Origin of the sequence: Nitrosomonas sp. Nm166 (assembly GCF_900112825.1) — a bacterium.
Taxonomy (GTDB): domain Bacteria; phylum Pseudomonadota; class Gammaproteobacteria; order Burkholderiales; family Nitrosomonadaceae; genus Nitrosomonas.
In genome coordinates this window covers 20979-43718 of record NZ_FONE01000027.1, presented here as the reverse complement: position 1 = coordinate 43718, position 22740 = coordinate 20979, and the positions used below count along the sequence as shown (strand labels likewise).

Below are 22740 nucleotides of genomic sequence, written 5' to 3'. Positions count from 1 at the left end.
CGACGTTTATGTAAAGATCATGAAATCTTGCCTGCATCTTCGGAAGTGTGGATTCAAATTGCCTTCGTTCAATTGCTTCTGCGACGACGTTATTAGTTTTGCAAACAGGTTCTCAGACTGATAGTTCAGCATTTCAAGCTATAGATCAGTAAAAGAAATTATAATTCTGTAACCCTGCTGAGTGTGTTTGCATTTCTCACACATCAATCAGTTTTCTTAACTCAACATTTCATAAGCTCAACAATGTCCAACTTTTTTGCACTAATTCCAGCAGCAGGCTCAGGTTCACGTATGCATAATGAATTGCCTAAACAATATCTCCCATTGAACAATCGGCCCATGATTTATCATGCAATAAGTGCATTATTTCAAAACCACCGTATCACAAGAATATTTGTCGTACTTGCACCCAACGATAATGAATGGATCAAATATGATTGGTCCGAATTTTCGGAAAAATTGACTACATTAAACTGTGGCGGTGCAACTCGCGCAGTAAGTGTGCTCAATGGTCTTACTGCAGCGAAGCAAAAAAATTTAATTGGTGCAAGCGATTGGATATTGGTGCATGATGCTGCACGACCTTGCTTAACTTCAATTCAGTTGGAGAAATTAATCAATCAATTAGCAGACGATGAAGTGGGTGGATTATTAGCCGTACCAGTAGCTGATACATTAAAGCGAGGTAACGCTGAATATCGAATTGCACACACTGAATCCAGAGAAAATCTATGGCAAGCACAAACACCGCAAATGTTTCGTTATGATCTACTCACGACTGCACTTCGCAATACAGCAAATATTCATATAACAGATGATGCCAGCGCGGTCGAAGCTTTAGGGCTTCGTCCCAAGCTGGTACTCAGTGATACTTACAATTTTAAAGTCACTTATCCTCAGGATCTGGCTTTAGCAGAACTTATCATCCAAAAAAGGAATAATCCATGAGCACAATAAGAATTGGGCAGGGTTTTGATGTACATCAATTAGTTGAAGGTCGCCAACTCATTATTGGTGGAGTGATTATTCCTTATGAAAAAGGATTACTAGGCCATTCTGATGCTGATGTGTTATTGCATGCAATTTGCGATGCATTACTAGGTGCGGCTGCATTAGGAGACATTGGCCAGCATTTTTCTGATTCTGATCCACGTTATAAAAATATTGATAGTCGCGTATTATTGCGCAGCGTATATAGCTTACTGGAAAGTAACAGTTATAAAATCATTAACATTGACGCAACCATTATTGCTCAAGCACCAAAAATGGCTCCTCATATCTCGACCATGATTACAAATATCGCACAAGATTTAAAAACTCAATCGAGTAATATCAACATTAAGGCCAAAACAGCTGAATACTTAGGTGCAATTGGCCGCAAAGAAGGCATAGTGGCAGAAGTTGTATGCTTGATTGATCGCATGAAACAAAATTGATTAAAGAACCAGTTGATGCACATGCAAAACCTCTTCGAGTATTTCTTGCTCTTTTTCCTAACAAATCTGTACAAACACAGTTATCTGATCAGGCTGATCTACTAGAATCTATTTGCGGTGGTCGCAAAGTTAAAATGCAACATATTCACCTCACTTTACTATTTCTGGGGAATATAACTGCCCATCAGGTTGAGGTGCTTCAGCAAGCCATGAACAATATCTCGGCAAAGAAATTTGAACTAAACTTGGAAGAAATTTGCTACTGGAAGCAAAATCAAATTGTTTATATTCAGGCAAAGAAGCTTCCTATAGAACTATTTTGTCTCGTTGATGCACTAAAAAATACATTGTTAGAGATGGGGTTTTTATTTGACGAGCGCGCCTATAAACCGCATATAACGTTAATCCGAAAGGCGATTCGCCCAGCCAGAATCAAACTGAATAATTCCATCCGATGGCAAGTGAATGAATGGTCTCTTATTCAGTCCAAACAAACTGATAACGGTGTTAATTATTTTTCACTGGGTCGATGGTGTTTAAGCTAAGCCAGCATTAAAGAATCCATTATTTTGGACACTAGGATATTTATTTTTATTGAATTAAAACTTCTCATACTTTGAAAATTCTCGCTCTCGAAACCTCTACTGAATTTTGCTCAGTAGCACTTTATCTTGATGGCAGGATACTCAATAAGGAGATTCTTGCGCAGCATCGTCATTCTGAGATTCTTCTGCCCATGATTCAGGAGTTGCTCACAGAAGCTGAATTAACATTACACCAAATAGATGGCATCGCTTTTGGCGCTGGCCCAGGTTCTTTCACTGGTTTGCGCATTGCATGTGGTGTCGCCCAAGGCTTAGGGTATGCGCTCAATCTTCCTATCGTAGGCATCAGCACGCTGGAAGCGGTTGCGCAGCAAATCGGGAAACAAAAAATTATCGTAGCATTTGATGCACGCATGAACGAGATTTATCATGCTGCATATAGGAAATTAACTAATCAGCACTGGAAAATAGTCAGTCCGCCTACGCTTTGTTCGCCCCAGCAGGTACCTCTATTGCCTGGGCATGAATGGATTGGATGCGGAAGTGGCTTTGATGTATATCACAAAGAATTATCGGCACTTTACAGTGATAATATTCAGCAGATTCACTATGCACTCCATCCCCAGGCTAAGGAAATAGCACAGCTTGCACTACCCAAATTTACCGATGGTTCTAAGACGGATCCGGCTCAAGCCACACCGGTTTATTTGCGCAACAAGATAGCATTAAAAGAAGGTGAGCGGTGAACATGACATTGGAGCAGACGGTTGAAATCAGAAAAATGCATCCGTCGGACCTGGATCGTGTTATTCTTATTGAGCGGGAAATTTTTCTTTTTCCATGGTCACTTGGAAACTTTGCCGATTCAATCAAAGCTGGCTATTTATGCCAGGTTCTGGAACAAGGCGATACGCTGATCGGTTATGGAATAATGATGATGAGTCCGGAAGAAGCACATGTGTTAACGCTTGGTATTGCTGCAAACTGGCAGAAAAAAGGTTTCGGAGGGAGACTGCTGCAACATCTTATTCAATCTGCTAAAAAAGAAAATGCAAAGTCGATGTTCTTGGATGTACGAGAGTCCAATCACGGAGCCGCAAGACTCTATAGGCAAATGGGTTTTCAACATATCGCTACGCGCAAAGGTTATTACCCTGCCATGTGTGGACGCGAAGACGCGCTTGTGATGCTATTAATATTATGAGCAGCCGGCGCAGAAAAATACTTAAGGAATTGGGCTTGGTGCCTATATGGCGTTCAAAATCAGGCATATCAGAACAAAATAAAGCAATAGAAACATCATCTAACGAGACCAGCGATTTTACACCTCCATTGGGATCTGCAGAAAACGCCCAGCGGTGGGAAGAAATCCAGCGGATGAATTGGAATAAGCTCAAATCAACAGTATCGGTTTGTATTGCGTGCCCTTTAAGCCAAACACGCACTCAAACCGTATTTGGTACCGGTGATAAGGATGCAGATTGGCTGTTTGTCGGCGAAGGGCCTGGCGCAAGAGAAGACGCGACTGGTGAGCCTTTTGTAGGACAGGCTGGCAAGCTACTCGATCAAATGCTGGCGGCAATTGGATTAAAGCGCGAGCACCAAGTCTATATCACTAATATCGTAAAATGCCGCCCACCAAATAATAGAAATCCTACCTCGAATGAGGCACGGCAATGCGAACCTTATTTAACGCGGCAAATTGCACTGATTAAACCTAAGCTTATTGTTGCATTAGGGAAAGTTGCTGCACAAAACCTTCTTAAGCGTGAAGACAGCATCTCCAGCTTGCGTGGAAAAGTTCATGATTATTCCGGCATTCCTTTGATTGTTACGTATCACCCTGCTTATCTGTTGCGCGCCCTCCCAGAAAAAGCAAAAGCTTGGAAAGACTTGTGCTTCGCCCAATCAACTATGCAATCATTGAAATAAACAATTCATTCAATATCTCTTTCCGATATTAATCTTAATGAAATTAATGGATCTTCTTAGCACCAATCAAATGCAGTGAGTCTTCTTTGCTTTGGTTAAGTAAATGCCATCTTCTAATCAATGTCATGATGACAGATACAAATAATCCAAAAGCGACGATGACAATATAAATATGCACCTCAAATAATATCAGCAAGGCATAAAGTGACAACATTGCCAGAATGCTTAAATTTTCATTAAAATTTTGCACTGCAATGGAGTGTCCAGCCCCCATCAGAATATGCCCACGATGTTGTAACAAAGCATTCATGGGTACAACAAAGAACCCTGCCAATCCACCGATCAGCATCAGCAAAACAATCGCAATACCTAAATTTTTTACTAGAATCATGGCCATCACAACAATTCCCATCGCAATACCAAGCGGAATCACTTTTACCGATTGCCGCAGCGAAACCAATCTTGCTGCCATCACAGCGCCAATTGCAATACCCACCGCAACTACACCTTGTAATTGAGCAGCTTGATTAAGTGGGTAATCCATCGCCACCTCAGCCCACTTCAACACAATAAATTGCAACGTCGCGCCCGCTCCCCAGAATAACGTGGTTACGGCAAGCGATATTTGTCCGAGCTTGTCTGTCCATAATAATTTTACGCAGTGACTGAATTCATGGATCAGATAAAGAGGATTTTTCTTGGGAATACGATGATCCACGCCTGTGTTAGGAATATATATATTAAACAATGCAGCAATCGTATAAATGATGGCTATCAAAAAAATCCCACTTTCCAGTGCGCTATCAATACCTGTGTCAATGATAGGAAAATCGAGTTCCAACAGGACATTTGCAACAGCGGGTGTAATCAAAATACCTCCCAATACGGTACCTAGCACGATGGATCCCACTGTTAATCCTTCGATCCATCCATTAGCAATCACTAGTTTTTCAGGTGGCAGTAATTCGGTCAATATGCCATATTTAGCAGGAGAATAAGCGGCCGCGCCCAAACCGACAACTGCATAAGCAGCCAATGCAAGGTATTGGTGTATAGCGAAAAATAATAATCCGCACCCTGTAATTTTGATGATATTGCTAATAAACATAACACGTCCTTTGGGCATAGAATCAGCAAATGCGCCAACGAAAGGAGCGAGAATGACGTAGAACAACACAAAGACAAATTTCAACATGGGTGTTAAATAAGCAGGAGCATGCAAATCAATCAATAATGCAATCGCTACAACCAACAACGCGTTATCTGCCAAGGAAGAGAAAAACTGCGCTGCCATAATCGTATAAAAACCGCGTTCCAAACTATTTCCTTGTAAGGTTATGTTTTAAGAATTATTGCGCCATTCGTCCGTTCAAAAAAGTTAGTTAACAGCAACACATGCTGTTTTTTAACCATTCTATTTTATTAAGGACGCGAGATTAACATATTATGAGAGCCATTAAAGTACTAAGATAGTAAAGTTAAGTTCAACACACGAAATTTAAACTATTATAAAAATCCTGCAAATAATATACTCACTCCCGCTCATTCTGGACTTGAAATCGATGCCCCGCCCTACCCAAGCCACAATAGATTTTTCCGCTTTAGCACATAATCTGGCTGTGGTTCGTCAATACGCCCCACGCTCGCGCATTATGGCAGTTATCAAAGCAGATGCTTATGGCCATGGATTGCTGCATGCTGCAAACGCGTTAAAAACTGTCGATGGATTTGCACTTCTGGAGTTGGATGCTGCGATATGCTTACGCGATGCTGGCTATCGGCAACCTATCCTGTTATTGGAAGGATTCTTTTCTACACAAGAATTAGGGTTGCTTGAACAGTATCAGTTAAGTACTGTCATTCATCATAGTGAACAAGTCGCTATGTTGCTAGAGTCCAAGCAACGTGTCGACCTATTTCTGAAAATCAATACGGGTATGAATCGCTTAGGATTAGCACCTGAGCAATTTCATAAAGTAATGAGTATGTTTAAAGGAAATCGATGTGCAAACACTATCACATTGATGACACATTTTGCCTGCGCCGATGATCCTTCAGAAAAAGAGAGTGTAATTCAACAATTGCAGTATTTTGAAATGGCTACTCAAGGATATAACTATCCACGCTCACTGGCAAATTCAGCAGCTATTATACGGTATCCAGAAACACATGCTGACTGGGTACGCCCTGGAATCATGCTCTATGGAATTTCCCCTTTTCCTGATCAAACCGCATCAGATCTCAACTTGAGACCAGTCATGACACTATCAAGTAGAATCATTGCAATACAGAATCTAAAATGCGGGGACAAGGTAGGTTATCACGGTCTCTTCCAGGCTGACCGTGCAATGCGTATTGGTATTGTTGCATGTGGCTATGCAGATGGATATCCCCGTCATGCACCGACCAACACGCCGGTACTGGTCAACAACCAACATACTCGACTATTGGGCCGGGTATCTATGGATATGTTGGCTGTGGATTTAACTGATATTGAGAATGCTGAGTTAAATAGCCCGGTTATTTTATGGGGCAAAGAAATAACCGTTGATGAAATAGCGCACCGAGCAGGTACGATCGGCTATGAATTACTTTGCGCAGTAGCACCCCGAGTAGAAAAGGTTTGTTTTTAATAATTTTCTTGATAATTAAATCCAATCTACTCGTCGGGCAATTTACAATACAAAAAATAACTTTACTACTCTACTTTTGCTTTACTGCGCAAATCTTGGACAACTGTTGCAAATTCCCGTTGCAGTACACGCTGTTGTATATTCTGCTTTACTTCTTCAAATGGCGGAACTTCCATTGGTCGTGTATCCATTAATTGAATCACATGCCAACCAAAAGAAGTTTGCACTGGCTGCTCCGTCAATCCACCTTTCGGTAATTTCACCAATGCTTCGGAGAAAGGTCTGACATATGCTGCTGGTGGACTCCAATTAAGTTCGCCACCATTTTCTTTACTTCCCTCATCAATTGATTTTTCCTCGGCAATTTTAGCAAAATTACCGCCTTTCTTGAGGCTGGCAATAATATCCCGAGCTGCGCTTTCACTTTCCACAAGAATATGACGTGCTTTATATTCTTTATCACCCATCTGTACTTTCAGAACTTCGTATTCTTTCCGCAAGGTCTCGTCACTCACCACATTATTCTTGATGTAATTAGCTTGAAAAGCTCTGATTAATACCTGCTGTCGAGCTATTTCAAGCTGTGCAATAACTTCTGGATCTTTATCCAATTTTTTTTTGATTGCTTCTTGTGCAATAATTTCTTCAGCAATCAGATTTTCACGCAAAGCTTTTCTCAATTCCGGACCATCTTGCTGACCCTGCGCAACGCTCGCTTTCACCATTAGCTCCAGACGTGATTGCGGAATTGCTACGCCATTTACCTTAGCCATCACTCCTGTTGACTGAGCTTGAGCTGATAAAGTAGCCAAGCCCAACATACTAACTATCATAACTTGCGAAAATTTCGTCAAACGCATGGAATTTCCTTTTTTGTGATTTAGATAAAGTTATATTCACCAGAATATATTTGCCGACCGAAAGTATACGCCTTAACTGAATAGACGTGAATCTCTACATGTCATTTACATTCAACTAGCTGATACTATTGAAATTGGTAATTGTTTTATGTTGGCAATACCTTTTTAAAAGGTTTGACAGTTACTTTCTCGTAAACACCTGAACCAGTGTAAGGATCCGCATCGGCCCAAGCCTGTGCAGCTTCTAAGGATTCAAACTCCGCCACGATTAAACTTCCTGAAAAACCTGCTGCTCCTGGATCTTGACTATCGATTGCAGGATAGGGTCCTGCCAAAATCAAACGCCCTGCTTCTTGTAGCGCCTGAATCCTCTTCAGATGCTCTGGACGAACTGCCATTCTTTTTTCGAGGCTGTTTGGAGCATCCTCACCATTGATAACATATAGCATCATTGCTCCCTTTACTTGCCTTATTCTCGATTTTCTTCTCCTGGATCACGTTGCTTACCAGAGACGTTTTCGATTAATACGGAAGATGCATTTTTCAAATGCTTTCCTAACATCATTACTTGCACTATCATAAAAACGAGCATTAAGGCAGTCGCGCCAAATAATTTAAACGTAACCCAAGTATCCACCGAGAAATTAAACGCCACATACAGATTGATACAACCCATTGATAGAAAGAATCCTATCCAGCTCAGATTAAGTTTATTCCAGATTATGGGTGACAATACAATTTGTTTCTCTAACATTGCTTGAATCAAGTTTTTTCTGAAAATTAAATTTGATGCCAGCAAGACAGTTGCAATTAACCAGTACAATACCGTCGGTTTCCATTTGATAAATGTTTCATCCTGGGATATCAGCGTAGCACCGCCAAAAATAACAATAATAGCCAGATTTGACCACATCATTTTATCAACTTGACGACGCCGGAACCAAAGCCAGCCAATCTGTCCAATCGCTGCTGCCATCGCGACTGCGGTTGCGACAAAAATATCATAAACTTTGAAAGACAAGAAAAACAAAATGACTGGAAAAAGATCAAATAAAAATTTCGTCATCGCAAATATTGAGTATGTATTTCATAACCCATTGATAAGTTGATTACCAAAACAGTTTTATCTTCACATCAATACAGGAGGCAATTGAGCTGTAAGGTTATTTTTTTCCTTGGTCGCGGCACCCAGTAAAGCATAACCTAGCAGGTTCCCAGCCTCATCCTGATAAAGTGCTTTGACACCCTCTTCATCAGCCTCAACATTCCACTCTCCCTTTACGCTAAAATCAGGCGGCGAAACCACTGTTGGGCACGCCGGTGTTTTTACCATTACTGGCATTGCTGGATACTGAACAAATGTTGGGTTACCCGCAAGCGTTGCAGCTAAAGCCCTTGCTGCGTGAGTAATTGGCATTACAAAGGGGAGTACCTTGCTCTCAACCTCTGCACAATCACCTAAAGCATAAATATTAGCAAACCGAGTTTGTAACAGCCGATTCACTACAACACCACGATTAACCTGAATGCCAGCTGTTTCAGCCAGTTGAGTACGAGGACGTAGCCCTACCGATGAGAGCACCAGATCAGACTCGAACGATTCTCCGCTGGTTAGCGTTAAACGGAATTGCTTATTGACTTGATCAACAGTTTGAGTAGTCGTATTTAAATGAAAAAATACACCATTGGCTGCCAGTTTCTGCTGTATAAAAGCGCCCCCTGCTGGTGGCAAAAGTCTTCCTAAGGGCTGTGCACTTATATCAATGACATCCACTTGATACCCTGCTGCTGCCAAGTCATTTGCAAATTCACAACCAATTAAACCTGCGCCGATAATGCTGACTCGCTTCTTACCTGTCAATGCATCTCGGAAATTTTGATAATCATCGAGATCATTCACGGTTAAGATCTTTGCCACACCATTTCCCTGTAATGGCAAGCGCACCTGATCTGCGCCTAATGCCAGAACTAACTGGTCATAGAATATTTCTTCACCATCCATCAATGTCACCATACTTCTGGATTGATCAATGGTCGCTACACGACAGTAAGGGCGAATGTAAATCTTAAGCTGTGCAGCCATTTGAACTGCATCGTTATTTAAAATAGAAGCAGGCGTCTTACCAAATGCTAAAGCATTTGACAACATCGGCTTGGAGTAAAAACCACCGTGGTCTGCAGATAACATAATTATCGGAATTTCTGTATTCAGCTTACGTAGCTCACGTGCTACAGCATAGCCCGCCAATCCACTTCCTACAATAACTACGGGATCATTCATCCTTAAATCTCCACCATTTCAAAATCAACTTTATCCACTCCGCACGCGGGACAAACCCAACTCTCAGGAATATCTTCCCAGCGTGTGCCGGCTTCAATGCCATGCTCCGGGTCTCCTGTTGACTCATCGAAAATGAATCCGCAGATATTGCATTGAAATTTCTTCATCTTTCTAAATTTTTACTTACGGATGTGCAAAAAATATGCCCACTGGTTAGGAAAAAACCTTTAATGTGCATACTTAATGCAATAGGATTGAATAATTTATCAAAGGAAAAGATAAGATAAAGATAATCTTAAAATTAATTTTATCAAGCCTATTTACAGTTATACCTACAATACTAATTAAAATTAACAAAATCAGTTCCTTATTTAACTTCTGCAGTATCAGTATTATTTACTAAACTCTTCCGTCTTTGAATATATGCGTCACGCAAAAATTCATACTTATCCAATGCAGCTTCTTCCAGTGTTTTATCTTCATCAAGAAACTGGGCACGTGAATTGATAGTTCTCGCTGTTGCAACAGGTAAACGCAAAGCAGTCGTATTAAGATAAGGAACTCCTTTCATAAACACCCCTGTTACCCCTTGTGTAACAGGATCCACAAAGAAACTATCTACAGCAATTCCGAATGTATCACGTACGGAACTGGGTCCCAAGAAAGGCAATACGATATAGGGTCCGCTATCAATACCATAGCGTCCCAAAGTTTGGCCAAAGTCTTCGTTCCGTTTATTGAGATTAACATCGCTTGCTGCACTGATATCACTGGCAATATCGATCAAACCAAATACACCAAACGTAGTATTGACCAATAGCCGCGCACTGCTGGCAAGTGCACTCTCATAATTTAATTGAAGAACAGAGTTAGTTAACACCACCACATCGTTTAAATTCGAAAAAAAATTGCCTACCACCAGCTCGATAGGATCAGGTGTTACTCTCTTATAACCTCTGGCAACCGGATCCAATATATTGTCATAAAACTTTTCATTAAAATCAAAAATAGCACGATTCATGGGTTCTAGAGGATCATCAGGACCATTCTGGTTATTAACCTTAGTTGAAGCACAACCACTTAGAAATATGCTTAAGACCAGAAAAGCAGTAACTTTGAAACGGATAATATTAAACATGTTATTATTTATTTTAGTAAAAATTCAACGGATCTTGCCACATTTATAAAATAGGTTCAATACACTCTATTTCAATAATATTTGATTTGTTCAGGTCAGCTGTAAACTGATACTGCACACAAAAATTAAATGCTTTTATTAAATTTAATATTAAATCTCTGATAGGCAAATATTCCTATATCTCACTCATTCAACCCAGAATCATGCAGCACTTTTGATCAAGCGGTTTCCATTCCACTATGACGCAACAACGCATCCAGTTCCGGCTCACGTCCTCGAAAGGCGATAAACGATTCCAGTGCCGAACGACTCCCTCCCACTGCAAGAATCTGTTCCAAGAAATGTGAACCGGTTGCGGCATTGACTACGCCATCGGAGGCAGTTTCTTCAAACATACTGTAGGCATCTGCCGAGAGAACCTCTGCCCATTTATAACTGTAATAGCCTGCTGCATAGCCGCCAGCAAAAATATGCGCAAAGCTGTTCGGGAACCGATTAAAATCCGGAGGTATGATCACGGCAACTTCTTTGCGGATATCGTCAAGTAACTGTAATACTGTATTATCATCATTGGGATTAAAGTCAAAATGTATATGCATATCAAAGAGTGCAAACTCAATCTGTCGCAACATCTGCAATCCACTTTGAAAATTCTTGGCCTTTATCATCTTGTCAAATAATGCCTTGGGTAATGGTTCTGCTGTTTCGATGTGTTGCGTCATGCCAGCCAATACATCCCATTCCCAGCAAAAATTTTCCATAAACTGACTAGGCAGCTCTACTGCATCCCACTCAACCCCGTTGATACCAGATACACCCAAATCTTCCATTTTTGTCAGCAGATGATGCAAACCATGGCCAAACTCATGAAATAACACAATTACTTCATTATGTGTAAATAAAGCTGGGCGAATCTGATGATTAATATTGACAGGCGCTGAGAAGTTGCATGTAAGATACGCGACTGGTATTTGTATGGTAGGCTTTCCTTCTTCATTGTCAATTCGACGGCGAGTTATGGCATCATCCATCCAGGCGCCCCCCCGTTTAGTAGGTCGCGCGTAGAGGTCCAGATAAAATTGACCAATTAATTGCCCATTGGCATCATGAATATCAAAAAATTTCACATCAGGATGCCAGCGTTGAATATTGCGTGCAGCCGTCACCGGAACAATTTTAATGCCGTAGAGCTTTTCCACCAGCTTGAACATGCCATCCAGTACCTTATCTTCCGGAAAATATTGCTTAACTTCCTGATCAGAAAAAGCATAACGCTCTTGACGCAATTTTTCACTGACATAAGCCAGATCCCAGGCTTCGAGTTTCGGTAAATTCAACTTCTCTGCTGCAAATTGCCGAAGCGCTTGTAAATCGCTCTCAGCATATGGTTTTGCTTTATAGGCTAATTTCCTAAGGAAATCCAGAACTTGCTGTGGAGAAATTGCCATCTTGGTAGCCAGCGAAACTTCAGCAAAATTTTCATACCCCAGCATTTGCGCCGCCTCTCGGCGCAGTTCCAGTATTCGGTTGATGAGCGGCATATTATCCTTATCTGATCCAGCCTGACTATCGAACTCACTGGCGCGCGTGGCATAAGCACGATACATCTGTTCACGTAAGTCACGATTGTCGGCATATTGCAGCACTGGCAGGTAAGATGGCATATGCAGAGTAAATTTCCATCCTGCTCTGGAATCTGCCTCAGCTAATTCCTTAGCCGTTTGCAATACGTCAGCCGGAATACCTCTGACGGCTTCTACGTCTTCGATAAATAACGAATAGGCATTTGTGGCATCCAATAAATTATCGTTGAACTTTGAAGAAAGTTTCGATAGCTCTTCCTGGATTTGTAAAAATCGCTGTTTCTTGTCAGATGGTAACTCTGCACCACCCAAACGAAAATCTTTCAATTCATTTTCAATAATTTTCTTTCGGGCTGGAGTTAAATTGTCGAATTCCACGCTCGCACGTAACTGCTTAAATTTTTCAAACAGTAATAGATCTTGCGATAACTCGGCATAAAACTGCGTAATCAACGGCAGATTGGCATTATAGATTTCCCGCAGCTGCGGGCTATTCATCACCGCATTCAAATGCGACACTTGCCCCCAAGCACGCGATAGACGTTCATTGGCATCTACCATCGGCTGTACAAAATTCTGCCAGGTAGGCGCATGATCATCAGCTCGCACATTTTCAATGACCGCACGATTCTCTTTCAATAATGCTTCAATAGCTGGTGAAATATGCTCATTCTTTATTTCTGCAAAACGGGGTAATCCACAAAAATCAAGTAACGGGTTTGACATGTTGCTCCAAATAATGGGTTAAAAACAAATAGCGCAGTGGTTACAGACTAAGGAATAAGATACCGCACAGATTCAATGTTCATAAACAATATGACCATTTACTAAGGTATATTTAATTTTGCCCGGTAACTCCATCCCTAAAAAAGGCGTATTTTTACCTTGGCTTAGAATAGCCGATGGCATCACTTTCCAATAAGATTCAGGATCGAAAATGCATATATCTGCTGCTTTTCCGATAGATAAATGTCCTGCATCAATTCCCAATATTTCTGCCGGATCTGAGGTAATTCTCGCCAGCACTTTAAGCAGGGGCAAGCGCATTTCTATACCCCATTTAAATGTGAGCGGCAGCAATAACTCCACACCTGTCGTGCCGATTTCAGATTGACCAAATGGCAGTAGCTTCGCATCCTCATCCACTGGGGCATGATCTGAGCAAATTGCATCGATCGTACCGTCAAGCAAGCCATTGCGTAAAGCATCTCGATCACTAGAAGCGCGTAGCGGCGGCATCATATGGCAATTAGAATCGAAGAAACCGATATCCATGTCGGACAGGTGCAGATGATTAATCGTCACATCACAAGTCATCAGTAAGCCCTGCTGCTTGGCGGCACGGATCATCGACAATCCTTCTGCACTGGAAACTCGGCATAGATGCACTCTGACACCAGTTTCTTTGGCCAGCAAAATAATGTTGGACAACGCAATAGTCTCGGCACACACAGGAACAGTGGGTAGACCCAAACGGGTTGCCACTTCTCCATCATGCGCTACGCCATCGCTGGTCAAACTGATTTCTTGCGGACGCAACCATACGCTAAAACCGAAGGTAGAGGCATATCGCATTGCCTGCATGAGAACCCGCAAGTTAGGCAGCAAACCATCAGGCTGACCAAAAACAACACATCCTGCATCGTTTAATTCGGCCATTTCAGTGAGACGCTCTCCTTTTAATCCTTGAGTAAGCGCGCCAATGGGATAAACATGGGCTTGATTAAGACTCTTCGCACGGTGCTTCAGCATTTCCACCAGACCCGGTTCATCTAAGGGTGGATCCGTATCTGGAGGGCAAGCAAAACTTGTCACACCACCTGCAACTGCTGCACCCATTTCTGATTCAAGGGTCGCTTTATACTCAAGCCCAGGCTCACGCAAACGCACTGATAAGTCAACCAAACCCGGGCATATGATTAACGATTGCGCATCAATGACACGACTGGCATGAAATTCACTCGGGGCTTCACCAATCGCAACAATTTTACCTTTAGCAATAAAAATATCCTGAACAGCATCAATACCATGTTTTGGATCAATCACACGCCCATTTTTAATATGAATTTTCATGAAATGTCTTTAAGCCTAGTTACCTGCCAGAATGGACATCACAGCCATACGTACTGCGATGCCGAATGTAACCTGAGGCAAAATCACTGACTGCTTGCCATCCGCAACCGCGGAATCAATTTCTACGCCCCGGTTCATCGGCCCAGGATGCATCACAATCGCGTCAGGTCGCGCAAGGGATAATTTCTCTGGAGTAAGTCCATAGTATTTAAAATATTCCTCCGGGCTAGGTAAATTTGCACCTTTCATCCGTTCATTCTGTAACCGCAACATCATCAACACATCAATATCCTTTAATCCTTTCGTCATGTCATGGTAGACATGCACTCCCAATCGCTCTACCATTTTCGGCAATAGCGTCTTGGGGGCAATCACGCGTAGTTCCGGTACTCCCAGTGTCGTCAATGCATGAATCTGGGAACGCGCAACTCTGGAATGCAAAATATCTCCGATGATGGCTACGCGCAAGTTACGAAAATCACGCTTGTAACGCCGGATCGTGAACATATCCAGCAAAGCTTGTGTCGGATGCGCATGACTACCATCGCCAGCATTAATCACGCGAATGTCTGATCGGACATGTTTTGCAATCAGATGAGCAGCACCACTTTGTGCATGCCGCACAATAAACATATCCGCGTTCATCGCGGATAAATTATTGACGGTATCCAGCAATGCTTCGCCTTTGGATTGCGCGGAAACTGCAATATTGAGATTAATAACATCTGCCGACAATCGCTTAGCAGCTATTTCAAATGTGGTCCGCGTACGGGTGCTTGGTTCAAAAAAAAGATTGAAGATCGATTTTCCGCGCAACAAAGGAATTTTTTTGACATCACGTTCAGTAACGCCTACAAATGATTCAGCAGTATCCAGAATGTGTAACAAAATAGAGGCTGGCAATCCTTCTGTTGTCAGCAAATGCCGCAACATACCATTTTCATCCAGTTGCGGATTCCTATTGATCATTCTGGATGAACTCTATCATATAAATTTAAACTTAACTTCCCGCTTTCTCCACGCTTCAACTCGAGCATTTTATTCGCTGGCAGTTCAAGTTCTATACCTGTATATTGCGCAGCTATTGGTAGCTCTCTGCCCCCCCGGTCAACCAGAGTGGCCAGACTGACAGAAGCAGGACGGCCATAATCAAATAATTCATTGATCGCCGCACGAATCGTACGTCCTGTATAAAGTACATCATCCATCAATAAAATGTGCGCCCCTTCCACTTCAAAAGGTATTTCTGACCGCTTAACTTGTGAATGCAAGCCGATCTTATCGAAATCATCGCGATAAAAAGATACATCCAATGTGCCGAGCGGCTGTGCAATTTCCAACTCCTGATGCAGACGTTCAGCCAACCATACCCCGCCTGTATAAATACCTATCAATGCGAAATCCTTGCCCTGATCGGATTGTATTTTTTTTGCGAGATTCTTGAATACGATTTCAGCATCCGGTAATTGCATATTGCTCATCAAAAAATGATTGGAGTATTTGTTGTGCGGCCACCTGATCCAGCACTGATTTTTGTTTTCTTCCAGCAATACCTGCTTCACGTAACACAGCACTGGCCGTTTGACTAGTATAACGTTCATCTTTCAATATTACTTTGATATCAAAACGCCCCGCCAAACGCCGGGCAAAACGCTGGCTTAGCTGTGTCAATTCATGTGCAGTTCCATCGCTATACAATGGCAAACCCACCACTAATAAAACCGGTCGCCAAGTTTCAATCAACTGAGCAATCATAGCAAAACGTCGCTCTGTCACTTCACTATCAATGGTCAAGAGTGGGCGCGCTACACCTAATATATTATTGCCAATCGCTACGCCAATGCGTTTTTTACCAAAATCAAAAGCTAATACAGTTCCCTGAGGAAGCTGCTCTAGTGATTGGCACCCTGATTGCACACCTGAAAAATTTTCTGTCATCCGCAACAATAAAATAGTTATGCGTGCCCAACTTCATTGGAGAGATGAGCATCATGAATGCCCAGTAATTGCATGGCAGCAGGCAGTCTTTCTTCCGAAGGTATATCAAATATTACATCGACAGAAGCGGGGGCCGTCAACCATGCATTTTGGGCTAATTCATGCTCAATCTGCCCCGCAGCCCAACCCGCATAACCCAATGCAATCAGTGCTTGATCCGGTCCCTCATCATTAGCAATAGCTTTCAAGATATCCAATGATGTCGTCAAGCCCACTTCCTGATTGACAGCCAATGTAGACTGCCACTGACCGATAGGATGATGTAATATAAATCCGCAGTCCATTTGTACCGGCCCACCAAAAAGCACCGGCACTGTCTCAACCAGAGAATCAGCTTGTGGAATTCCCAACTGCTTAAAAAGACTAATTAGAGTGAGGTCAGTAGGCCGATTAATAACGATGCCGACCGCACCTTGTTCATTGTGTTCACAAATATACGTCAATGTCTTGGAAAATACAGAATCCGCCATCGTTGGCATGGCAATTAAGAAATGGTGTGTCAGATTAATATTTTTCATAGTGAAGTTAGTGTTCTTTCTTATTGCATCACTGTTCCGATTCATCAACTCTTTTAATCGTTAAGAAAGTCAAACCCAGTAAGCTGTTTGAGTCATTACTCTCGATCCAAGTTTCATAGCAAGTTTCACCGGTAGCGGTAGCTCTGCTCCACCATAGGACACTGCCATAGTTGCATGGCTTGCTTCATCAATTTTCATCTGTGCGACAATAGCGCGACTTTTTTTATCCTGATTAGGTAAGCGCTCTAAATGACCTGCCAAGTGCGCGCCCACTTGTCGCTCTGTTTCAGCAAGAAACCCTAAATTCCATTTATCTCCCAATAACCCTGCCATAACGCCAATGGCAAAAGATCCACCGTACCAGAGCGGATTCATCAGGCTTTTGCGCCCCCCCAATTCAGCAATGCGTCGTTCTGTCCAAGCCAGATGCTCGGTTTCCTCACGTGCAGCTTGCATCAGTGTCTCTTGTACTGTTTCGTTATGTGCCGTTAATCCTTGCCCTTGATACAATGCTTGTGCGCAAACTTCACCTACATGATTCACACGCATCAGCGCACCAGACAAATGTTTTTCTGCATCAGTAAGCTCAGCTTCTGGTAGTTCGCTACCTGGAACAGGCCGCAACGTTTGGGCCGGTGTCAGCAACGTGCGTAAAGCACTATCAAAACCAATGATAAGCTTATCAATATTGATCATCGCCCTTTCATATTGTATAAATTGATGAAATTTGTTCCATTATAATTCCAAACCCATTTGCCGTGCCAGCAGTGTAACGGGGTGCAGCACTTCAATATTTATTTCTTTCTCGTACAAACCATTGGCAATATGCATTGCGCAACCAATATTTGAAGTAACCAGATATTCGGCATCGCTTTTGATCAGAGCAGATATCTTATCATTCAATAGCCTGTTTGCGATCTCAGGCTGATCTATAAAATAAGTCCCTGCAGCACCACAGCACTGATCATTACCAGCCAAAGGCTTAACTTGCACATCCGGTATTCGTGAAATCAACCCATAGGGATATGCCTGACCGTATAATACATTGCGCAAGCTGCATGGATCATGCACCAGAACCTTGCGTGGTAATGGTGCTATTTCTACACTTTCCCATCCTTCCGCCGTGATCAAAAATTGGCTGATATCCACGATCTTATGGCCCTTAGCCATCCCAGATTCAAGTAACTGCATACCACAACCCGATGCAGCAGTGATAATTGTACTTATATTCAATTCACTAAAGGCCAATTTATTTTGTTGCATCAACGCAGCAGCTTGCTTCAATGCACCGCTATGTCGGTATATCGCACCGCAACAAGTTTGATGAGGTGGAACATAAACGGTATAGCCCAAGCGATTTAATACATAAATACTCGAATTCAATGTTGCAACATCGGTTATTCGTGCGATACAGCCCAGAAACAGGCTAACCTTATCCCGTTCTTCTTCTGGGGCAGGATAGACTTTTTTCCAGGCACTGCTATGAATAAGCTCCCCATCTGCAGTTACGCTATAGGGAAACTTAATCCAGGGAAGTTGTGCAGTAAATTTAAATAATTTATTTTTCTCTAGCCGACTAAACCCAAGCAACCAGCGCAACAAGCCCTTTCTCTGGATAAAATAAAACAATGGACGTAAACGCTCTAAGCGTGCAGGCCGTGCTAGCAATAGCTTTTTTAGCGCTACTTTTATAGGCGATCTTTGTTCTGCCGTGAAGGATTTTGAGTGATCTTCAATTAGTGCACGAGCCTCATCAATCAAATGCCCATAAGCAACATTATTAGGACAAACTGCTTCACATGCCCGGCAGGTTAAACAACGATCCATATGCTGAATGAATCGCTCATTCAAAGGAATACGCTCATGAGCAACTCCGCTCATCAATGCAATACGTCCACGCGGAGAGTCAGCTTCTGATTTTAATAATCGATAAGTTGGACAATGAGGTAAGCATAGCCCACATGAAACACATTGATTTGACTCATCAATAATAAAGTCCTTAGAAAACTTTGAAGACATTAATCAATCTCATTATAAAAATTCATGCTCCTCTCCCTTAGCTTAGTCTGCCGACTATGAAATCATAACAAATTTAGTGAGCTTATTACTTGTCAAAGCTAAAGAAATTGCTGTAAAATTAAAAATTTTCTGAAGACTTCATGTTAGGCTTATAGGCAAAAATATGGTGATTATTAGATTGGCAAGAGGCGGTGCCAAGAAGCGTCCGTTTTTTAATATGGTTGTTGCAAACTCTCGTGACGCGCGTGATGGTCGATTTATAGAGCGCGTTGGTTTTTATAACCCGAGAGCGATCGGTAGCGAAGAAGCGCTGCGAATCCAATTGGACCGGGTTGCTTATTGGCAATCCAAAGGAGCGCAATTATCAGCAACAGCAACCCGATTGATTAAACAATTTGCCGCCAATAACAAAGATAAAGCATCCGCAAACAGCTAAGGCTTGCAATAATAGCCAACCAAGCATTCCTCTGGTTGTAATGGGACATGTTATTGGCTCTTTTGGCGTTTATGGCTGGGTTAAAGTTTTCCCTTACACTCAATCTATTGATACATTAATGGAATACTCATCGTGGTGGCTCAGCAAAGAAAACCATGAATGGCAAGAAGCCCACGTGGTTAAGGGACAACGTAATGGCAGTATTTTACATGCCAAACTAAAGGAGTATACGGACCGCACGCAAGCTCAGAAACTTAAGGGAATGCAAATTGCAATTCCACGAAATCAACTACCTGTTCTGCCAGAAGAAGGAGAATGCGGTTATTACTGGCATGATTTAATCGGCGCTGATGTAATCAACTTACAAAATGAAGCGCTTGGCAAGATTGTAGGGTTGCTCGAAACAGGCGCCAATGATGTTTTGCGGATACAAGGCATTAATAAAAAAAAAGAAATCCTCATTCCCTTTATTGAACAAGTTATTATAAAAGTAGACTTGAAGCTTTCTCGAATCGTTGTGGATTGGGGTACGGATTATTAAGGTGGAGTAACAATGCCATTTGAATATGATGTCATTACACTATTTCCAGAAATGTTCAATGCCATTACTCAATATGGTGTAACGGGAAAGGCAAGTAGAAACACTGTCTTTCGGCTTAATACATGGAATCCGCGTGACTTTACCCACGACAATTATCGCACTGTAGATGATAGCCCTTATGGCGGAGGGCCAGGTATGGTGTTGATGGCACAACCTTTAGAAGATGCCATCATTCAAGCTAAAACAAGGCAAATCGCACTTGGTATTGAAGTGCCGAAGGTGGTTTATCTGTCACCACAAGGCAAACGGCTTGATCATACATTAATCAAACAACTTAGTACCTTGCCGGGACTGATTCTACTCTGTGGACGATATGAAGGCATTGATGAACGGTTAATCATGCGTCAAGTCGATATGGAAATCTCTATTGGAGACTATGTATTATCAGGTGGTGAATTGGCTGCAATGGTATTAATTGATTGCATTGTTAGACAAATTCCAGGTACATTAGGCGACCCGGAATCAGCAAAGCAGGATTCATTTGTAGATGGATTATTGGATTACCCACACTATACCCGACCTGAAATGTATAAAGGCAGTCATGTACCAGAGATACTCATGTCAGGCAATCACGCACATATTCGCCGTTGGCGCTTGCAGCAAGCGCTCGGCAAAACATGGCTAAAACGGCCTGATTTATTTCAGTTAAAATTTGCCCATGGCATGACAATAGAAGAAAAGAAACTTTTAGAAGAATTTAAACAATCCTGTAAATCCAGGTAGAATTAACAACAGGAAAGAAAAGGAAAAATATGAACTTAATTGAGCAATTAGAAGCTGAAGAAATAAAACGTCTTAACAAAGATATACCGGATTTCTCTCCTGGAGATACAGTAGTTGTAAACGTTAACGTTGTTGAGGGAGACCGCAAACGTGTACAAGCATATGAAGGCGTAGTAATAGCCAAACGCAATCGTGGCTTGAATTCAGCCTTCACAGTTCGCAAAATTTCAAGTGGAGAAGGTGTAGAACGTACTTTCCAAACCTACTCACCATTGATAGCAAATATAGAGGTCAAGCGTCGCGGTGCAGTTCGTCGCGCAAAACTTTATTATCTTAGAGATCGTGCCGGTAAGTCAGCGCGTATCCGTGAAAAGTTGCCAGCTCGTGCTGATAATAATAAAAAGCTGGTATCAGCTGAACAAAAAAACTCAATACAAGAAACTTCTGCCTAACAAATAACAAATAACAATCCTGGAAAATAGAAAACCGTACGAAGAGAACGTACGGTTTTTTTTCTATATAAAGTTATTTTCCTAGTTAAAAATTACAATTACAGTTACAGGTTAGCATTTATTCTTTTATTTGAGCAAATCCAAGACATTTTCTGGTGGTCTACATAATTTAGCTTTGTTGCCACGCACCACGATGGGGCGCTGTATCAAATCCGGATTCTCCACCATTGCTTTAATAATCTCATCATCCGAGGCAGCGTCCAAGTTATGCGCTGCCGGTTCATCTTTACGCAAAATATCATGCGCCGACATGTTGAGCATCTGAATCAATTCCCGCAATTTATCAGCAGTTAAAGGTGTTTCATAATAATTAATTGACTCAAATTCCTCACCACTATTATTTAGTAGCGATAATGTTGCTCGACATTTACTGCAAGTCGGTTTCTGATAAATAATGATTTTATCATTCATAAATTTTTCTGACTCATACACTGGCTTTTTAATCAGACACCAAGTATTTGAGTATTTAAGTATTTGATAAGTAAGAGTATATATTTATTTCACACCACATTCGGCTGAAATAGCTTTATAAGCAGCTGATGAGCCATTTAATCCAAACGTATCCACTGTTTCTGTGCCACGCGCTGATGCACCTTTGACTACCAGAGAATTTCCACGTTTTATCGCATCAGTAATTTTATTATCGGTTGCTTCATCTGAGGCCCAAGCTGAATCATCTTGAGTAAATAGCCGGAAATTCTGGTTATTAACTGTAACTGTTGCCTCACTACCCGATTTATAGGAATAGCCCGCAATATAACTAAAAACATTCTTACTTTTCTCTGCCGAGCGATGAGTAATCAAAGCGAATACATCGCCTCGTTTTGTATAATTACCTGAAGTCTTTTTAGGCTGGCTAACCATATAGCAAACTTTGCTATTGTTCTCCATAAACATATAGGCTGTCCAGTCGCCGTGCTCTCCGATCAGCTTAGGCTCAGTAGCTTGAGCTGGGTTACACAGCATAAAGATAGCACTAGAAATTATTAATTTTCTAATTTTGAGCTTCATTTCGAAAAACCTTCAGAATTGCGGTTGACATGAGGCATTCCAAATTACTGCCAGCAACCAGTTAACAGCAGGTTAGCAACCTTCCATCTTGTAAATATAAAATCCGTTCTTGTTAATCTCATCGATAACTTCTGGGGGTGCACTCTGACTATGACAAAAACTGCATTCTCTACTAGTAACAACGGCACTTTCTTCACCGATTGAAGCAAGCCATTGTTTGGCATATTCAACAGCTTTCTGATCATCCTTTACTGTCGTAAACACATCAAAGTGCATCGTATGCCCATCTTTAGCTTTCACATAAGTATCATAAACATGAATTTGCATAATATTTCCTTATATTTTCTGAAAAAATCAATTACAGCAAATTACGCATCGAAAATTAAATGCGATAACTATACCAATTAATTGATGATATCGCCATGAAAATTGCCGGTAAGC

At 41.7% G+C, this 22740-nt stretch carries 29 protein-coding genes; 11 read left to right on the top strand and 18 right to left on the bottom strand.

What is annotated here, in order from left to right:
• The first annotated feature begins 243 nt into the window (after positions 1-243).
• From ispD to BM021_RS09015, 6 genes are all read left to right on the top strand, one after another.
• Positions 244-948: a 2-C-methyl-D-erythritol 4-phosphate cytidylyltransferase gene (gene ispD / locus BM021_RS09040; RefSeq protein ID WP_090720708.1), complete on the top strand. Its 705-nt coding sequence runs from the start codon at positions 244-246 to the stop codon at positions 946-948.
• Complete coding sequence (gene ispF, locus BM021_RS09035) at positions 945-1436, top strand: 2-C-methyl-D-erythritol 2,4-cyclodiphosphate synthase (RefSeq protein WP_090720707.1); 492 nt, start codon at positions 945-947, stop codon at positions 1434-1436. Before ispD ends, ispF begins: the two co-directional genes overlap by 4 nt.
• Positions 1433-1981, top strand: a complete 549-nt coding sequence (thpR, locus tag BM021_RS09030) for an RNA 2',3'-cyclic phosphodiesterase (protein ID WP_256207852.1) — start codon at positions 1433-1435, stop codon at positions 1979-1981. Before ispF ends, thpR begins: the two co-directional genes overlap by 4 nt.
• Before the next feature lie 71 nt (positions 1982-2052).
• Entirely contained in the window at positions 2053-2727 is a 675-nt protein-coding gene (gene tsaB, locus BM021_RS09025) for a tRNA (adenosine(37)-N6)-threonylcarbamoyltransferase complex dimerization subunit type 1 TsaB (RefSeq protein WP_090720706.1), read from the top strand.
• 2 nt (positions 2728-2729) lie between these two features.
• Positions 2730-3185, top strand: a complete 456-nt coding sequence (gene rimI / locus BM021_RS09020; RefSeq protein ID WP_371116323.1) for a ribosomal protein S18-alanine N-acetyltransferase — start codon at positions 2730-2732, stop codon at positions 3183-3185.
• 38 nt (positions 3186-3223) lie between these two features.
• Positions 3224-3913, top strand: a complete 690-nt coding sequence (locus BM021_RS09015; RefSeq protein WP_371116321.1) for a uracil-DNA glycosylase — start codon at positions 3224-3226, stop codon at positions 3911-3913.
• A gap of 43 nt (positions 3914-3956) precedes the next feature.
• On the opposite strand, the gene lplT is transcribed toward BM021_RS09015, so the two are convergent.
• Positions 3957-5231: a lysophospholipid transporter LplT gene (lplT, locus tag BM021_RS09010; RefSeq protein ID WP_090720703.1), complete on the bottom strand. Its 1275-nt coding sequence runs from the start codon at positions 5229-5231 to the stop codon at positions 3957-3959.
• A 244-nt stretch (positions 5232-5475) separates the two neighbouring features.
• Here lplT and alr point away from each other — a divergent pair, with 244 nt between their 5' ends.
• On the top strand, positions 5476-6546 hold the full coding sequence (alr, locus tag BM021_RS09005) for an alanine racemase (protein WP_090720702.1): 1071 nt from the start codon (positions 5476-5478) through the stop codon (positions 6544-6546).
• Positions 6547-6611: 65 nt separating this feature from the next.
• Here the strand turns inward: alr and BM021_RS09000 are convergent, their stop codons facing one another.
• The 14 genes from BM021_RS09000 to BM021_RS08935 all read right to left on the bottom strand — a co-directional run bounded on the left by BM021_RS09000 (position 6612) and on the right by BM021_RS08935 (position 19016).
• Complete coding sequence (locus BM021_RS09000) at positions 6612-7406, bottom strand: peptidylprolyl isomerase (RefSeq protein WP_090720701.1); 795 nt, start codon at positions 7404-7406, stop codon at positions 6612-6614.
• Positions 7407-7552: 146 nt separating this feature from the next.
• Positions 7553-7855, bottom strand: a complete 303-nt coding sequence (locus BM021_RS08995) for a YciI family protein (protein WP_090720714.1) — start codon at positions 7853-7855, stop codon at positions 7553-7555.
• Positions 7856-7875: 20 nt separating this feature from the next.
• Positions 7876-8472, bottom strand: a complete 597-nt coding sequence (locus tag BM021_RS08990) for a septation protein A (RefSeq protein ID WP_090720700.1) — start codon at positions 8470-8472, stop codon at positions 7876-7878.
• 63 nt (positions 8473-8535) lie between these two features.
• Positions 8536-9687, bottom strand: a complete 1152-nt coding sequence (locus BM021_RS08985) for an NAD(P)/FAD-dependent oxidoreductase (RefSeq protein ID WP_090720699.1) — start codon at positions 9685-9687, stop codon at positions 8536-8538.
• A gap of 2 nt (positions 9688-9689) precedes the next feature.
• The gene (locus tag BM021_RS08980) at positions 9690-9854 is read right to left on the bottom strand and encodes a rubredoxin (protein ID WP_090720698.1); all 165 of its coding nucleotides are present in this window, start codon (positions 9852-9854) and stop codon (positions 9690-9692) included.
• A 200-nt stretch (positions 9855-10054) separates the two neighbouring features.
• Positions 10055-10825, bottom strand: a complete 771-nt coding sequence (locus tag BM021_RS08975; RefSeq protein WP_090720697.1) for an MlaA family lipoprotein — start codon at positions 10823-10825, stop codon at positions 10055-10057.
• Between the two features lie 218 nt (positions 10826-11043).
• Positions 11044-13134 (bottom strand): M3 family metallopeptidase, encoded by a 2091-nt coding sequence (locus tag BM021_RS08970; protein WP_090720696.1) that lies wholly within the window; start codon positions 13132-13134, stop codon positions 11044-11046.
• Between the two features lie 72 nt (positions 13135-13206).
• Positions 13207-14481: a dihydroorotase gene (locus BM021_RS08965; RefSeq protein WP_090720695.1), complete on the bottom strand. Its 1275-nt coding sequence runs from the start codon at positions 14479-14481 to the stop codon at positions 13207-13209.
• A gap of 15 nt (positions 14482-14496) precedes the next feature.
• Positions 14497-15450 carry an aspartate carbamoyltransferase catalytic subunit gene (locus tag BM021_RS08960; protein ID WP_090720694.1) on the bottom strand — a complete coding sequence of 318 codons (954 nt, stop codon included), beginning with the start codon at positions 15448-15450 and terminating at the stop codon, positions 14497-14499.
• Positions 15447-15953: a bifunctional pyr operon transcriptional regulator/uracil phosphoribosyltransferase PyrR gene (gene pyrR, locus BM021_RS08955; protein ID WP_090720693.1), complete on the bottom strand. Its 507-nt coding sequence runs from the start codon at positions 15951-15953 to the stop codon at positions 15447-15449. Before pyrR ends, BM021_RS08960 begins: the two co-directional genes overlap by 4 nt.
• The gene (ruvX, locus tag BM021_RS08950) at positions 15934-16419 is read right to left on the bottom strand and encodes a Holliday junction resolvase RuvX (RefSeq protein WP_090720692.1); all 486 of its coding nucleotides are present in this window, start codon (positions 16417-16419) and stop codon (positions 15934-15936) included. The genes pyrR and ruvX overlap by 20 nt, the downstream gene beginning before the upstream one ends.
• A 17-nt stretch (positions 16420-16436) precedes the next feature.
• Positions 16437-16997 carry a YqgE/AlgH family protein gene (locus tag BM021_RS08945; protein ID WP_090720691.1) on the bottom strand — a complete coding sequence of 187 codons (561 nt, stop codon included), beginning with the start codon at positions 16995-16997 and terminating at the stop codon, positions 16437-16439.
• A 69-nt stretch (positions 16998-17066) separates the two neighbouring features.
• Positions 17067-17693, bottom strand: a complete 627-nt coding sequence (coq7, locus tag BM021_RS08940) for a 2-polyprenyl-3-methyl-6-methoxy-1,4-benzoquinone monooxygenase (RefSeq protein WP_090720690.1) — start codon at positions 17691-17693, stop codon at positions 17067-17069.
• 39 nt (positions 17694-17732) lie between these two features.
• Positions 17733-19016, bottom strand: coding sequence for a (Fe-S)-binding protein (locus BM021_RS08935; RefSeq protein WP_090720689.1), 1284 nt, complete (start codon positions 19014-19016; stop codon positions 17733-17735).
• Positions 19017-19179: 163 nt separating this feature from the next.
• Here BM021_RS08935 and rpsP point away from each other — a divergent pair, with 163 nt between their 5' ends.
• From rpsP to rplS, 4 genes are read left to right on the top strand one after another with little or no spacing between them, the layout of a single operon-like run.
• Positions 19180-19452: a 30S ribosomal protein S16 gene (rpsP, locus tag BM021_RS08930; RefSeq protein WP_090720688.1), complete on the top strand. Its 273-nt coding sequence runs from the start codon at positions 19180-19182 to the stop codon at positions 19450-19452.
• A complete protein-coding gene (gene rimM, locus BM021_RS08925) occupies positions 19412-19993 on the top strand; it encodes a ribosome maturation factor RimM (protein ID WP_256207850.1) in 582 nt (193 codons plus the stop codon). The genes rpsP and rimM overlap by 41 nt, the downstream gene beginning before the upstream one ends.
• Positions 19994-20005: 12 nt before the next feature.
• The gene (trmD, locus tag BM021_RS08920; RefSeq protein ID WP_090720686.1) at positions 20006-20776 is read left to right on the top strand and encodes a tRNA (guanosine(37)-N1)-methyltransferase TrmD; all 771 of its coding nucleotides are present in this window, start codon (positions 20006-20008) and stop codon (positions 20774-20776) included.
• A gap of 29 nt (positions 20777-20805) precedes the next feature.
• Complete coding sequence (gene rplS / locus BM021_RS08915; protein WP_090720685.1) at positions 20806-21228, top strand: 50S ribosomal protein L19; 423 nt, start codon at positions 20806-20808, stop codon at positions 21226-21228.
• A gap of 126 nt (positions 21229-21354) precedes the next feature.
• On the opposite strand, the gene BM021_RS08910 is transcribed toward rplS, so the two are convergent.
• The 3 genes from BM021_RS08910 to BM021_RS08900 all read right to left on the bottom strand — a co-directional run bounded on the left by BM021_RS08910 (position 21355) and on the right by BM021_RS08900 (position 22626).
• Positions 21355-21699: an arsenate reductase family protein gene (locus BM021_RS08910; RefSeq protein WP_090720684.1), complete on the bottom strand. Its 345-nt coding sequence runs from the start codon at positions 21697-21699 to the stop codon at positions 21355-21357.
• Positions 21700-21783: 84 nt separating this feature from the next.
• The gene (locus BM021_RS08905; protein WP_090720683.1) at positions 21784-22299 is read right to left on the bottom strand and encodes an invasion associated locus B family protein; all 516 of its coding nucleotides are present in this window, start codon (positions 22297-22299) and stop codon (positions 21784-21786) included.
• Between the two features lie 72 nt (positions 22300-22371).
• Positions 22372-22626, bottom strand: coding sequence for a DUF2024 family protein (locus tag BM021_RS08900; protein WP_090720682.1), 255 nt, complete (start codon positions 22624-22626; stop codon positions 22372-22374).
• Between the last annotated feature and the right edge of the window lie 114 nt (positions 22627-22740).